General features: G+C 29.0%; 14 protein-coding genes and 1 other annotated feature. All 14 genes read left to right on the top strand.

Annotation, left to right across the window (positions count from 1 at the left end; genetic code table 4):
- Window positions 1-7: 7 nt before the first annotated feature.
- On the top strand, window positions 8-634 hold the full coding sequence (gene nusG, locus AAHM84_RS04425) for a transcription termination/antitermination protein NusG (protein ID WP_342258705.1): 627 nt from the start codon (window positions 8-10) through the stop codon (window positions 632-634).
- Between the two features lie 66 nt (window positions 635-700).
- Window positions 701-1,213 (top strand): peptidylprolyl isomerase, encoded by a 513-nt coding sequence (locus AAHM84_RS04420; RefSeq protein ID WP_342258704.1) that lies wholly within the window; start codon window positions 701-703, stop codon window positions 1,211-1,213.
- 127 nt (window positions 1,214-1,340) lie between these two features.
- A complete protein-coding gene (gene rplK / locus AAHM84_RS04415) occupies window positions 1,341-1,775 on the top strand; it encodes a 50S ribosomal protein L11 (protein ID WP_342258703.1) in 435 nt (144 codons plus the stop codon).
- Window positions 1,776-1,777: 2 nt separating this feature from the next.
- The gene (gene rplA / locus AAHM84_RS04410; RefSeq protein ID WP_342258702.1) at window positions 1,778-2,464 is read left to right on the top strand and encodes a 50S ribosomal protein L1; all 687 of its coding nucleotides are present in this window, start codon (window positions 1,778-1,780) and stop codon (window positions 2,462-2,464) included.
- Window positions 2,465-2,531: 67 nt separating this feature from the next.
- A complete protein-coding gene (locus AAHM84_RS04405) occupies window positions 2,532-3,320 on the top strand; it encodes an HAD family hydrolase (RefSeq protein WP_342258701.1) in 789 nt (262 codons plus the stop codon).
- 100 nt (window positions 3,321-3,420) lie between these two features.
- On the top strand, window positions 3,421-3,786 hold the full coding sequence (locus AAHM84_RS04400; RefSeq protein ID WP_342258700.1) for a MerR family transcriptional regulator: 366 nt from the start codon (window positions 3,421-3,423) through the stop codon (window positions 3,784-3,786).
- Between the two features lie 17 nt (window positions 3,787-3,803).
- On the top strand, window positions 3,804-4,796 hold the full coding sequence (locus AAHM84_RS04395; protein WP_342258699.1) for an aldo/keto reductase: 993 nt from the start codon (window positions 3,804-3,806) through the stop codon (window positions 4,794-4,796).
- A 132-nt stretch (window positions 4,797-4,928) separates the two neighbouring features.
- Window positions 4,929-5,390 (top strand): phosphoribosyltransferase, encoded by a 462-nt coding sequence (locus AAHM84_RS04390; RefSeq protein ID WP_342259366.1) that lies wholly within the window; start codon window positions 4,929-4,931, stop codon window positions 5,388-5,390.
- Window positions 5,391-5,436: 46 nt separating this feature from the next.
- Window positions 5,437-5,593 (top strand) — a sequence feature (ribosomal protein L10 leader region).
- A 34-nt stretch (window positions 5,594-5,627) separates the two neighbouring features.
- The gene (gene rplJ / locus AAHM84_RS04385; protein ID WP_342258698.1) at window positions 5,628-6,128 is read left to right on the top strand and encodes a 50S ribosomal protein L10; all 501 of its coding nucleotides are present in this window, start codon (window positions 5,628-5,630) and stop codon (window positions 6,126-6,128) included.
- A gap of 62 nt (window positions 6,129-6,190) precedes the next feature.
- A complete protein-coding gene (rplL, locus tag AAHM84_RS04380) occupies window positions 6,191-6,556 on the top strand; it encodes a 50S ribosomal protein L7/L12 (protein ID WP_342258697.1) in 366 nt (121 codons plus the stop codon).
- A gap of 52 nt (window positions 6,557-6,608) precedes the next feature.
- Window positions 6,609-7,190 carry a CatB-related O-acetyltransferase gene (locus tag AAHM84_RS04375; RefSeq protein WP_342258696.1) on the top strand — a complete coding sequence of 194 codons (582 nt, stop codon included), beginning with the start codon at window positions 6,609-6,611 and terminating at the stop codon, window positions 7,188-7,190.
- A 111-nt stretch (window positions 7,191-7,301) separates the two neighbouring features.
- Window positions 7,302-11,114, top strand: coding sequence for a DNA-directed RNA polymerase subunit beta (locus AAHM84_RS04370; protein WP_342258695.1), 3,813 nt, complete (start codon window positions 7,302-7,304; stop codon window positions 11,112-11,114).
- Window positions 11,115-11,132: 18 nt separating this feature from the next.
- Complete coding sequence (rpoC, locus tag AAHM84_RS04365) at window positions 11,133-14,882, top strand: DNA-directed RNA polymerase subunit beta' (RefSeq protein WP_342258694.1); 3,750 nt, start codon at window positions 11,133-11,135, stop codon at window positions 14,880-14,882.
- 78 nt (window positions 14,883-14,960) lie between these two features.
- A complete protein-coding gene (rpiB, locus tag AAHM84_RS04360; protein ID WP_342258693.1) occupies window positions 14,961-15,386 on the top strand; it encodes a ribose 5-phosphate isomerase B in 426 nt (141 codons plus the stop codon).
- Window positions 15,387-15,389: the final 3 nt, after the last annotated feature.

Below are 15,389 nucleotides of genomic sequence, written 5' to 3'. Positions count from 1 at the left end.
GATTATCATGGAACAACGCTTATTTGAATTAGAAGATGAATTAGCATCTTATAAAGGACAATGATTTGTAATTAATTGTAATAGTGGGCACGAGGATCGTGTTAGAACTGACTTACTTCAAAAAATTGAAACATCAGGATTAGAGGATAGAATATTCGATATTAGAATTTCAAAAGGACCTGTTGTAGGAAAAAATAATAAAATTAATGAAAAAAATAAATTTCCAGGATATCTGTTCATAAATATGAATATGACTGATGAAACTTGATTTATTGTAAGAAATACTCCAGGAGTAACTGGTTTCATTGGTTCATCAGGTAAAGGTGCCAAACCTTTACCATTAACAGTTGAAGAAGTTTCAAGAATGTTAGAACAAAATAGTCAACAAGATAAAAATGAAAAAACATCAAAAGGTAATGCAAATCAGCCTAAAAAGGAAAAAGTGTTGTTTACTGCGAAATTCAATACGAAAGAAGTTGTTAGAGTAAAGGATGGTCCTTTTGCAGGTACCGAAGGACAAGTGATGGAGATGGATTTCGAAAAAGGAATTGCCGTTGTTAATATTGAATTGTTTGGAAGAATTACACAAACAGAATTTGAATTTTCAAATTTAGAAAAAGCATATATTGATTAATTTGAACTTTGTTTTATACAAAGTTCTTTTATTTTCTTGTATTATTATTTCATGAGGTAAAAATATATGAAAATAATAGAATTTGAAATAATTTTAAGGGATGGTAGAAAAATGCAAGCGCAAATGTTTCCAGATTTAGCACCAATTACAGTTAAGAATTTTGTAAGTTTAATCAAAGATAAATATTTCAATGGTCTAGTTTTTCACAGAGTTATAAAAGATTTTATGATTCAAGGTGGGGGAATGGATATTGAAATGAATGAGAAAGGTGGTTTAAAACCAATTAAGGGAGAGTTCTCAATTAATGGATGAAATAAGAATACAACTTCTTTAAGGCACACTCCTGGAGTTTTATCAATGGCAAGAACAAATGATATGAATAGTGCAAATAGTCAATTTTTTATTGTAACAGGTGACGCAAGTTTTCTAGATGGACAATATGCATCGTTTGGAAAGTTATCTAATGAAGAAAGTTTGAAAGTTGCATTGGAAATTAGTAAGAGTGAAACAACAACACATAACTTTCATGAAGATGTACCAGTAGAACAAATTGTTATAGAAACCATAAATCTTATTTAATAAAAAGAAATTTATTTTACTTTTAAATTATGTTATTATTAATTATGGCAGATTTTAATTGTGGAAGTAAGATAAGCAAATGCATATCATTACGTTAGGACCACAGCGAAAACAGGAGGTGTTGTTCGTGGCAAAAAGAATCACACGTATAGCAAAATTAGAATTTATGGCAATGCAAGCAAAACCAGGTGCAGAATTAGCTTCACTTGGAATTAACATGCCTCAATTCACACAACAATTTAATGATGCCACTAAAGATAGAGCTGGAGAAGTAGTACCTGTAGTTATTACAGCTTATGATGATAAATCTTTTGATTTCATTTTAAAAACTACTCCAGCAGCATTTATGTTAAAAAAGGCTGCAGGAATTTCTAAAGGATCATCAAAGTCAGGAACTGAAACTGTTGCAACTATTACAGCAGAAGATGTTAAAAAAATTGCTGAGTATAAAATGGTTGATTTAAATGCAAATACAATTGATGCAGCAATGAAAATTATTGAAGGTTCAGCAAGAAACATGGGTATTAAAGTTACTGGAATGCCAGAAAAAGAAGGTAAATAATAATGGCAAAATTAAGTAAAAAATTAAAAGCTGTTAACCAAAAAGTTGATAAAACTAAACTATACCCAATTGTAGAAGCTATTAAATTAGTAAAAGAAACTTCAGTTACTAAATTTGACTCAACTGTGGAAATTGCATTTAACTTAAATGTAGATCCAAGACATGCAGACCAACAAATAAGAGGGGCTATTGTAATGCCTGGTGGAACTGGTAAAACTCAAAAAGTTTTAGTTCTAACAAAAACAAAGATTAAAGAAGCTGAAGATGCAAAAGCAGATTTTGTAGGAGCAGAAGATTTAATTCAAAAAATTGCAAAAGAAAACTGATTTGATTTTGATATTATTGTTGCAACACCAGAAATGATGGCTGAATTAGGTAAAATAGGTAAAATCTTAGGACCAAAAGGATTAATGCCAAACCCTAAAACAGGAACAGTAACAATGGATATTGCAAAAGCATTAGATGAAATTAAAAAAGGTAAAGTTGAATATAGAACTGATAAAGAGGGAAATGTTCACTCAATATTAGGAAAAGTTTCATTTAATGAAGATAATTTAATGAAAAATTATACAGCTATTTTAGATGTAATAAAAAAAGCAAAACCAGCAGTTGTAAAGGGAACATATATTAAAAATATATCTCTTTCAACAACTATGGGACCTGGAATTAAAGTCCTTATTGAAAATTAGTAAAATCTCACATTTGTGAGATTTTTATTTTTTTATTTTATAATAATTAAGAAAGGAATATGAAACTATGAAATGATGATTTTCAGATTATGATGGAACAATTAATTTAACACACAATGATTATATTGACCCAAGAGATTTAGAGTTTATTAAAAATTGAATTAAGGAGGGAAATAAGTTTGCAATAGCTACAGGAAGAATGGAACATGAAATTCAACCAGTACTGGAAAAAGCTAAAATACCATATGATTATATGATTTGCAATAATGGTGCTGTTATATATGAAAATGGTAAAGGAGTAATTGCAAATGCATCAATTCCAAAAGAATCAAGAAAACAAATAAGAGATATTTTTGATAGTCTAAAAGAAAAATATATTTTAGGATATTGTTTAAAAGATAAAAGAATGAGTTACTCAAAAGTTGATCAACCTGAGGTTTATGGTAATGCTTTTTTAAAAAAATATGCTTCAACACACAATAATTTTGAACAAGGGAATTATGATATTTTAAACTCAGAAGATTTAAACTTATTATATTTTTTCTTAGCAGAATCAGAAATAGAAGAAGTTAAAAAAATATTAGCAGGAAAAATAAAGGGATGTAAAGCAGTAAGAACTCATAAAAATGTTATTGAAATAATGAGAGAAGATGTTTCAAAAGCCTATGGTATTAAAGTTATACAAGAGTTTAACAACTTTTCACCTAAAGACGTTTATACAAGTGGTGATGGTGAAAACGATATTGAAATGCTAGAATTTACAAAAAACTCTTTTGCTATGAAAAATCACCAAAACGGAGTAGATAAAGCTGCAAAACATATTATAAGCAATGTTTTTGAAATAAAAAACTTTTAAATAAAGTAGAATCTCTATTGCATTAAAGTAACTTTAATGAATTATAATTTTAATAAGGAATCACTTTAAAAGTAAGTCTTTTAGAAAATCGGAGAAGGATATGAAAAAGATATATTTAAATGAACTTGCAAACATTCTTAAAATTAATGAATCTGCTTTGAGATATTATGACTCACAAGGTTTAATAACAAAATTACAAAGAGATAAAAATAACTATCGCTTTATTCTTGAAGAAGACTTAATATTTCCAAAAACAGTTATATGTTTAAAAAAGACAGGTATGTCATTAAAAGAAATTAAGAAATATTTGGATTTTATTGAAAAAGGAGATTCCTCTATTAAAGAAAGATATGAAATGATATTGAAGCAAGAAGAGATTGTTTTAAATAAGCTCAAAGATATTCAAGAGCAAATTGAATTTATTGAGTATAAAAAAAGTTTATATTTAGAAAAGTTAAATAAATAAGAGAGGTAATAAGTATTTTGAAAACAAGAAAATTAGGAAAAGACTTAATAGTTTCTGAAATTGGTTTGGGTTGTATGGGGCTTAGTTTCTCATTCCCGCCATTTCCAACAAAACAAGAAGCTGTGAATTTTATTAAAAAGGCATATGAAAAGGGAGTAACATTTTTTGATACTGCTGAAATATATGGTCCTTTTAATAATGAAGAAATTTTAGGAGAAGCATTAGAATCAATTAGAGATAAAGTTGTTATTGCAACAAAATTTGGATTTAGCTTTAATGAAGATGGAACAAAAAAAGACATAGATAGTAGTGAGAAAAATATAAGAAGAGCAATAGAAGGTTCTTTAAAAAGATTAAAAACAAGTTATATAGATTTATTCTATCAACATAGAGTTGATCCAAATACTCCAATAGAAGAAGTTGCAGAAGTTATGAAACAACTTCACAAAGAAGGAAAAATTAAACACTGAGGGTTAAGTGAGGCTTCTGCAAATACTATAAGAAGAGCTCATAATATTTTTCCTGTAACAGCTTTACAAAGTGAATATTCATTATTTTGAAGAGACCCAGAAAAGGAAATAATACCAACACTTGAAGAATTGGGAATAGGCTTTGTACCTTTTTCTCCTTTGGGTAGAGGTTTCTTAACAGGGAATATTGATTTAAATACTAAATTAGAACCAGGAGACTTTAGATTAACAATGCCAAGATTTCAAAATAGGGAATACTTAAAAGAGAATCTTAAGTTAGTAGAATTTGTAAAAGAACTAGCTAAAAGAAAAAAAACAACAGCTGCAGCTGTTGCAATTGGTTGAGTTTTAGCTCAAAAGGAATGAATTGTTCCGATTCCTGGTACAAAAAAGCTTGAGAGATTAGAAGAAAATTTAACAGGAGCTGATGTTAAATTTACTAAAGAAGAATTAAATGAAATTAAAGAAAGACTTAATAAAATTGAACTTATTGGTGAAAGATATAATGAAGCTACAAATAAGACAATTGATAGAACTTAAAACTAATTAAAAGTTGTTTTCTTATTAAACAACTTTTTTTAATTAATTTATAATTTCTTTTAGGAGAAAACTATTATAAATATTGAGCATAAATTAAAATTAATAATTTCAAAACAGGAGATAGAACAATAAATAACAAAATTAGCAAATGAGTTGAATGAGCAATTTAAGGAAAATGAGATAAGTCTATTATTTACTCTTAATGGCTCTTTTTTCTTTTTTACAGATTTATCAAGAAAGTTGAATATGCCAATTAAAATAGGTACTATCTCTGTATCAAGTTACTTATGTACTCAATCAACAAGAGAAGTAAAATTTTATAAAAAAGTAAAAAAACCAATTCTTGAGAATAAACATGTTTTAATAATTGAAGATATTATTGATAAAGGCAAAACTTTAGATACTGTTTATGAATATTTAGATTCCTTAAAACCCAAGACAATAGATATAATTACTCTTGCAGATAAGCAGGGATGTCATCCTAATTTTAAATTTTTCTTTAAGGTTCCAAATAGATTTATAGTAGACTATGTGTTTGAAATTGATGATTTATATAGACAGTTTGATCAAGTTTATACAATAAAAAATAATTAATAATATAAAGATAAAAATTCTCATCAAGCACTACAAATATGATATTATATAAGTGCTATTCGTACCGAAGAAAGTAACTGGGATTTTATCCCTTAATTTGTTACCGAGGAATGAAACTACATATACCAATTGTAAGAATGCTTACAATGTTTATTGTATTTTTAATTGACCTCGGAAATTATCTGAGGTTTTTATTTTGATTTTAAATGCGAAAGTAAAAAAAGGAGGTTGTTAATAATGTCAAACACAAGACCAGCTCATGCTAAAAAGAATGAGATAGTTAAAGAAATTTCAGACAGAATCCAAAACTGTAAAGGTATGGTAATTGCTGAATATAAAAATTTATCTGTAGCACAAATGACAGACTTAAGAAACAAGGCTCGTGAAAAAGGGATTTTTATTAAAGTTTATAAAGATTCATTATTTAGAAGAGCAACTGAAGAGTTAAAAATTAAAGGACTAGATTCATATTTAGTACAACAAAATATTTATATTTTTTCAGATGAAGAAGCTTTATTTCCAGCAAAATTAGTTTCTGAATTTGCAAAATTAAATTCAGATCTAGTTCTTAAAGCAGGTATTTATGAAGGAAATGTTATGGATACAGCAGCAATTAATGAAATTGCTTCTCTTCCATCAAAAGAAGAGTTATACTCAATGTTTGCTTCATCACTTATTTACCCATTACGTCAATTTATGTTGACTGTAAAAGAAATAGCAAATACAAAAGCAGAATAAAAAAACAATTAAGTGTACAAATAGCAATAAAATAGAAGAAAGAAAAAAAGGAGAAAACAAAAATGGCAATTACAAAAGACGATATTATTAAAGCATTAGAAGAAATGAAATTAACAGAATTAAACGATTTAGTTAAATCAATAGAAGATCACTTCGGAGTTGTAGCAGCTGCAGCAGTTGCAGCACCAGCTGCAGCAGCAGGAGCAGCTGCACCAAGTGAAGTTAGTGTTATGTTAACAAGTGCTGGAGGAAACAAAGTTTCAGTTATTAAATTAGTTAAAGAAATGACTGGTTTAGGATTAATGGATGCTAAAAAATTAGTTGATGGAACATTACCAGTAGCTATTAAAGAAAATGTAAAAGTTGAAGATGCAGAAGAAATGAAAAAACAATTAATCGAAGCAGGAGCTTCAGTAGATTTAAAATAAGAATTAATTTATAGTGACCTTGAAGGTCATTTTTTATTAGAGGGAGTTTTATATGTCTAAATCATCAAAAATATATTTACTTAAAGATTACGTTACTAATTCTGCTATTGAAGTTGGAGAGTATAGTTACTTTTATAGTTTTCAAAATGAAAAAGGAGCAAAAGAGTTTCAAAATAGAAATATTTTATATCATTTTCCAAATGTTCATAAAGATAAGCTAGTTATTGGTAATTTCTGTGCAATTGCAGAAGATGTTAAATTTTTAATGAATGGTGCAAATCATAGAATTAATTCAATTTCAACATATCCTTTTGAAATGTTTGATGAATTTGAAGTAAACAAAAAAAATATCAAACCTTTTAAAAGTAAAGGAGATACAATTATTGGCCATGATGTATGAATTGGCTATGGAGCAACTATTATGCCAGGAGTTAAGATTGGTAATGGAAGTATTATTGCAGCAAAGGCTGTTGTCACAAAAGATGTAGAACCTTACTCAATTGTTGCTGGAAATCCAGCAAAAGTAAAAAGAAAAAGATTTGAAGAAAATAAAATAAAAGAGCTGGAAGACTTGCAATGATGAAATGAAAGTATAGAATCAATTAAGACTATGTTAGAGAAATTAACTAAATAACTAAAAAAATGCAAAGAAATAATTATTCTTTGCTATTTGCTATTGATTTAGTCTTTAAAATAAGATAGAATTTTTTTGCGTATGTTTTATTTGAACGGGGGACACTATTAAATGAATTACAAAATCAAGAAAATTAATGCACTAGTGGAAAGGCGTGACTATGCTAAGGTATCAGGTGATTTAGAATTACCAAATCTTATTGAGTTGCAAACAGACACATTTGATTGATTTAAAAATAAGGGAATAAATGAAGTATTTGAAGAAGTTTTTCCAGTTGTTTCAGCTGATGGAGATATAGTATTATCAATGACTGATTGAGAGTTTAGAGAATCAAGACTTTCAATAAAAAAAGCAAAAGAAGAGTCAAAAATATTTGAAGCACCAATTTATTCAAATTTATCTTTAACTATTCATATGGAAGATGTTGAAGTTTTTAAAGAAGAAATTTCAGGATCAATGGAAACATTCCTAAAAGGATGATTACAAGAAAAATTAGAATCAACTGGAGTTGAATTTAAAGACAGTAAAGGATCACTTTACTTTTTTGAATTCAAAAGTAAAGTTGGAGAAAAAGATACAATTCAAATTGAAATTAAAGAGGACAAAGAAGAATTCTATTTAGCAAATATTGATATTTACAAAACTGGAGAGGTTTTCTTTGGAGAATTCCCTCTAATGACGGATAGAGGAACATTTGTTATTAATGGTAGTGAAAAAGTTGTTGTTTCTCAATTAGTTCGTTCACCAGGAAGTTATTTTAAAGAAGAAATGAACCGTAAAAATGGGGAAATGATTTACTTTGCAGATATTATTCCTTCAAGAGGAACATGATTAGAATTTGAATTAGATTCAAAAAAAGCTTTGGATAATAAAGTATTAAATGTATTCTATGTAAAAATTGACAAATCTAGAAAAACTACTGCAACAAGTTTACTAACTGCATTTAAAATGCAAAAAGAGCAAATTTTAGACTTATTTGATAATAATGAAGTAATTTCATCAAGCTATGATTTAGACACATTAACTGGTGATATTGAAATAGATTATGAAAACCAAGTTCAAGAAATTTATAAAAAAATACGTCAAGGTGAAACAGCAACAGCTGATGGAGCAAGTAAATATTTATATGGTTTACTATTTGATAAAAGAAAATATGATTTAACAAAAGCAGGAAGATTTAAATTACAACAAAAATTATCTGTAAAAAATAGATTAATTGGACGTGTTTTAGCTGAAGACATTATAGATGTAAAAGGTAAAGTTGCTTTTGAAAAAGGAACAGAAATTACAAAAGACATTTTAGATGATTTAGATAGAGTTTTAGAAGCTGGAGCAATGGTTCAAAAAATTAATTTTAATGAGCAAATAAGTTCAGGAAATGAAATTCAAAAAGTAAAAGTATTTAAGGATAATGACTTAAGAGATGAAACAGCAACAATTATTGGGATTACAAAAAAATCAAAAGATGAATTTATTAATCTACCAGATATAGTTGCAACAATTTCATATGCTATAAATCTAATGGATGGTATTGGTGAAATAGATGATATTGATCATTTAGGAAACAGAAGAGTTAGAACTGTTGGAGAATTACTACAAAATCAATTTAGAATTGGTATGATGCGTATTGAAAAAAATGTAAGAGAAAAACTTGCTACTTCAAATCCATTCAAAATGAAACCATCAAGTATTATTAACAATAAACCATTAACTGCAATAATTGGTGAATTTTTTAATCTTTCACAATTATCACAATTTATGGATCAAACTAACCCATTAGCAGAATTAACAAATAAACGTAGATTAACTGCTTTAGGACCAGGTGGTCTAAGTAGAGATAGAGCTGCTTTAGAAGTGCGTGACGTTCACCCTTCTCACTATGGTAGAATATGTCCAATTGAAACCCCTGAGGGACCAAATATTGGATTGATTAACAATTTATCAACTTATGCAAAAATCAACGAATATGGGTTCATTGAGACTCCATATAGAAAAGTTAAAAATACTAAAGTTATGTCAGGAGAATACGAATATTTAACTGCAGATAAAGAAAAAGATTATGTTGTTGCTCAGGCCAATATTAATCTTGGTGAAGATGGAACAATTTTAGATGACCAAGTAATTGCTCGTTATAGAGGAGATGACATTATGGTTAGTCCTAAGGATGTTGACTATGTTGACGTTTCTCCAAAACAAATTGTTTCAATTGCTACTTCATGTATTCCATTCTTAGAAAACGATGATGCTAACCGTGCACTTATGGGTGCAAACATGCAACGTCAAGCTGTACCATTGATTAATCCAGAATCTCCAATTGTTGGAACTGGTGTGGAACATGAAGCTGCTCGTGACTCAGGAGATGCTATTGTTGCAACAGCTCCAGGAATTATTAAATATGTGGATTCAAAAAAAGTTGTTGTTGAACAAAAAGATGGAATTAAAACATATGATTTAAATGATTTTAGTCGTTCAAATAATGGAACAGCTTTAACTCATTTACCAATTGTTAAAATTGGAGATAAAGTTAAAGCAAGAGACATTTTAGCTGATGGACCATCAATGGAAAATGGTGAATTAGCTCTTGGACAAAATGTAGTTGTAGCTTTCACAACTTGAAATGGTTATAACTATGAAGATGCTGTTATTGTTTCTGAACGTATTGTAATTGAAGATAGATTTACTTCAATTCATATTGATGAATATACAATTGAAAGAAGACAAACAAAACAAGGACCAGAAGAAATTACTAGAGATATTCCAAATATTTCTGAAGCAAGTAAAAAATACTTGGATGAAGATGGTATTGTTGCAATTGGAGCAGAGGTTAAAGTTGGAGATATTTTAGTAGGTAAAGTTACTCCAAAATCACAAACTCAATTATCACCAGAAGATAAATTATTGCATGCTATTTTTGGAGAAAAATCAAGAAATGTTAAAGATAATTCTTTAAGAGTACCAAATGGTGGTGAAGGAATTATTAAATCAATTAAACGTTTCTCAAGAGTTGATGGACATGATTTACCAGCTGATATTTTGGAAATTATTAAAGTTTATGTTGTTCAAAAACGTAAAATTCAAGAGGGAGATAAAATGGCTGGACGTCATGGTAACAAAGGTGTTATTTCAAAAATCTTACCTGTTGAAGATATGCCACATATGGAAGATGGAACTCCAGTTGACATTATGTTAAATCCACAAGGTGTTCCTTCACGTATGAATATTGGACAAGTACTAGAAATTCACTTAGGAATGGCTGCAAAAAAACTTGGAATTAAAGTTAATACTCCTGTTTTTGAAGGAGTTAAAGAGCAAGAATTACAAGATATTATGAAAGAAGCTGGAATGGATAACTATGGGAAAGTAACATTGATTGATGGTCAAACAGGAGAAGCGTTTGATAAACCAATCTCTGTTGGTGTAATGTACATGTTAAAACTATCTCACATGGTTGATGATAAATTACATACAAGAAACATTGGTCCATACTCATTAATTACTCAACAACCATTAGGAGGAAAAGCTCAAAATGGTGGTCAAAGATTTGGAGAAATGGAAGTTTGAGCACTTGAAGCTTATGGTGCTGCTTATACATTACGAGAAATCTTAACTATTAAATCTGATGATATTAAAGGTCGTATTAAAACATATGAATCAATTGTTAGATCTAAACCAATTCCTAAGCCAGGAATTCCTGAATCATTTAATGTTCTTACAAAAGAGATTATGGGATTAGGATTTGATATGCATATGATTGACCAAGATGGTAAAAAAGTGCAAATCAATGCATATGATGATGACGATGATTTTGAAATCGACGAGGAATTATTAGCAGATTCATCATTTAATGATGCTGATCTTGCAGGTTTTAGTGAAACTAGCGAAGATGATGTTATTACTTTTGAAGATGAAAGTATAGAAGAATAAAAGAGGAGAAGTTTTAAGATGGCAATTTCAAATAAGAGAATGATTAAAATTGAATTAGCTTCTCCAGATGTGATTAGATCTTGATCACGTGGTGAAGTTACAAAACCAGAAACAATTAACTATAAAACATTAAAAACAGAAAAAGAAGGTTTATTCGACGAAAGAATATTTGGACCAACTAGAAATTATGAATGTGCCTGTGGGAAATACAAAAAAGTAAAAAACAAAGGTAAAATTTGTGAGCGTTGTGGAGTAGAAATTACTGAATCAATTGTTAGACGTGAAAGAATGGGGCATATTGAGCTTGAAGAGCCAGTAACTCATATTTGAATGTTAAAAGTTGCTCCTTCAAGGATTGCTTCAATTTTAGATTTAAAAACTAAAGAAGTTGAAGAAGTTGTTTATTTTGTAAGTTATATTGTTTTAGATCCTGGAAATTCAAAACACCTTAAAAAAGGAATGGTTTTAGATTTAGGGAATGCAAAAGCAAGTTTAAAAACAAGAGAAAAATTATTAAAAACACTTGAAGATATTAAAGCTGGAATTGAACCAGAGACATTTTCTTGAAAAAGAGCTGAGAATTTAATTAATCAATTAAGAACTCCAAGCTTACCATTTTCAATGGATGAAGCAGCAACTTTTATTTCGAGATATATTAATGCTAAGTTTGGAATTGGTGCTAATGCCATTGAAGACTTATTAAAAAATATTAATTTAGAAAAAGAAATTGAAAAAATCAGATATGACTTAAAAGAAAAAAGAGGTTCATCTGAACAAAATAAACTAATGAAACGTTTAGAAGTTTTAGACTCACTAAAAAAATCTAAATCAAGACCGGAATGAATGATTTTACATGTTATTCCAGTAATTCCACCAGATATTAGACCAATTATTCAATTGGATGGTGGTAGATTTACTACTTCTGAAATCAACGATTTATATAGAAGAATCATTATTAGAAATGAACGTCTAAAAAAAGTTAAATCAATGGGAGCTCCAAGTATTATTGTTAATAATGAAAAACGTATGCTTCAAGAAGCAGTTGATGCTTTATTAGATAATGAACGTAAACCAAGACCAGTAACTGGTAAAGATAAACGTCCTTTAAAATCATTAACATCAATTTTAAAAGGTAAGCAAGGAAGATTCCGTCAAAACCTTTTAGGAAAACGTGTTGACTATTCAGGACGTTCAGTTATTGCAATTGGACCTGATTTAAAAATGTATCAAGCTGGTATTCCAAGAGATATGGCAATCACATTATTTAAACCATTTATCATTAGAAGATTACAGGAAAAAGATCTTGCTGAGAATGTAAAAGTTGCAGAAAAAATGATATTAACAAATGATGCAAAAGTATGAGACGTTTTAGAGGAAGTAATTAAAGATAGACCGGTTTTATTAAACCGTGCTCCTACTCTTCACCGTTTAGGTATTCAAGCATTTGAACCAAAATTAGTTAAAGGTAAAGCAATTAGACTTCACCCATTAGTAACAACAGCATTTAATGCCGATTTCGATGGTGATCAAATGGCTGTCCATTTACCAATTAGTGATGAAGCTGTTGCTGAAGCTAGAGCACTTATGTTAGGTTCAAAAGCTATTCTTGGACCAAAAGATGGTAAACCAATTGTTACTCCAACTCAAGATATGATTTTAGGAAACTATTACATAACAACAGAGGAAAAAGGTGTACTTGGTGAAGGAACTTTATTTACAAATTATGATGAAGTAAAAATTGCATATGAAACTGATTCTGTTTCATTAAATGCAATTGTTGCAATTCCAATTAGTGAACTTAAAAATAAAAAAATATCAGATAAACATAAAGATAAATTCTTAATTACAACTGTTGGTAAAATATTCTTTAACCAAATGTTTGTTGAAGAATTCCCTTGAATTGTTAATGCAAATATTAACAATGCAGAAGAAGAAATTGAGAAGTTTGTGATCGATGGAAATACTGATATAAGAACTTATATTCAAAAGGAATATCAAATTCAACAACCAATTAAGAAAAAAGAATTATCTTCAATTATTGAGAGATACTTTAAATTATTTGGAGCACAAAGAACTGCTCAGATGTTAGATAACATGAAGGATTTAGGATTTAAATTCTCATCAAAATCTGGAACAACAATTAGTGCAGCTGACGTTGTTGCTTATACACAAAAATTTGAAGATTTTAAAATTGCAGATGAAAAAGTAACTCAAATTACTAATTTCTATAATATGGGTATGTTAACAAAAACTGAGAAAAAGCGTAGAGTAATTACTGTATGATCTCAAGTAAAAGATAAAATTCAAAATAAACTTGAAGAAGTTCTAAAAAAAGATCCAAAAAATCCAGTATTTGTTATGGCCGATTCAGGAGCTCGGGGTAATGTTTCGAACTTTACACAGTTAGTAGGTATGAGAGGTCTTATGAATGACCCGAAGGGTGATATTAAAGAAATTCCAATTAAGTCTTCATTCCGTGAGGGTCTAACTGTTTCAGAATATTTCATTTCTACTCACGGAGCAAGAAAAGGTATGGCTGACGTTGCCTTGAAAACTGCCGACTCAGGTTATTTAACAAGAAGACTTGTTGATATATCACAAGAAATTATTGTTACTGAGGATGATTGTAAAACAACAAAAGGATTTGATGTTCATTCAATTATTGAAACTAAACATGATAATATAATTGTTCCTTTAAAAGATAGATTAGTTGGAAGATTTACTTTCAATGATGTTATTAGCTCAAAAGGAAAAACAATTGTTGAAGCTAATGAACTTATTACATTACAATTAGCAGATGATATTATTAATGCTGGAATTGAAGAAGTTCAAATTAGAACAGTTTTAACATGTGATACAAACCGTGGTGTATGTAGAAAATGTTATGGAATAAACTTAGCAACAGGAGAGATTGTTACAATTGGTGAACCTGTTGGAGTTATTGCAGCACAATCTATTGGTGAACCAGGTACTCAGTTAACTATGCGTACTTTCCATACTGGAGGGGTTGCTGGTGGAGCAGATATTACTCAAGGGTTACCTCGTATTAAAGAGTTACTTGACGTTACAAATCCGAAAGGTTCAATTGCTATAATTTCACAAATTGATGGTGTTATTAAAGAAGCAAAAGAAGAAGAAGGAATTATAACAATAGTTGTTGCTTCTGAACAAGACGAAAGAAAATACAAATCACAATATGGAGCTATTTTAAGAGTAACAGAAGGTGAATTTGTAACTCGTGGTCAAAAATTAACAGAAGGTGCAATAAATATTAAAGAATTATTAGAAGTTGCAAGAATTGAAGATGTACAAAACTATATTTTAAAAGAAGTTCAAAAAGTATATCGTCTACAAGGTATTGAAATTTCAGATAAGTATATTGAAATTATTGTTAAACAAATGTTAAATAAAGTTAAAATTATTGATTCAGGAGAAACTGAATTACTTCCTGGAGAGGTTATTTCTTCAAGAACATTCAGAAATGAAGTTAAACTTGCAATTATTGCTGGTAAAAAACCACCACTTGCAAAACACGTTATCTTTGGTATTAAAAAAGCTCCACTTGAATCAGATTCTTGATTATCAAGTGCGTCATTCCAAGATACAGCAAGAGTTCTTGTAAAAGCGGTAATCAAAGGAAAAATTGATAAACTAGAGGGATTAAAAGAAAACATTATGTTAGGAAATTTAATTCCAGCTGGAACAGGGTTAACTGGTAGTGCAGATATAATTAAAAAAGGTAAGGAAACTTACGATTCAGAATATTAAAAAGGTGAAAGCCTTTTTTTATTTTAGGTTTTTTTATTTTTAAAATAGTGTATATTCATTTTGAGGGAGCTTTTAATTATGAAAATATATATCGGAAATGATCATGCAGGTGTTGAGATGAAAAATCAAATAGTGGAATTTTTAAAAACAAAAGGTCATGAAGTGATAAACATTGGAACAGATGATAGTCATTCAGTAGATTATCCTGCTTTTGGTAAAGAAGTTGCAAAAAAAGTTGTTGAAAATAGTACCTATGGAATAATAATTTGTGGGACAGGTATTGGAATATCAATAGCTGCAAACAAAGTAAAGGGTGCGCGTGCCGCTTTATGTTATGAAGATCAAACAACAATCTTGGCAAGACAACATAATAATGCAAATATCTTAGCTCTTGGAGCAAGAATAATTGCAAATGAAAAAGCAGTTAGACTTGTAGATTTTTTTTTAAATACGGAATTTGAAGAAAGACATAAAAATAGAGTGGAAAAACTAAATAATCAATAAGGG

The organism is Spiroplasma endosymbiont of Dioctria linearis, from assembly GCF_964030865.1.
In the GTDB taxonomy this organism is placed as follows: domain Bacteria; phylum Bacillota_I; class Bacilli_A; order Mycoplasmatales; family Mycoplasmataceae; genus Spiroplasma_A.
Note: the sequence above shows the minus strand (reverse complement) of the source record. Positions and strands in the feature narration are given on the sequence as shown.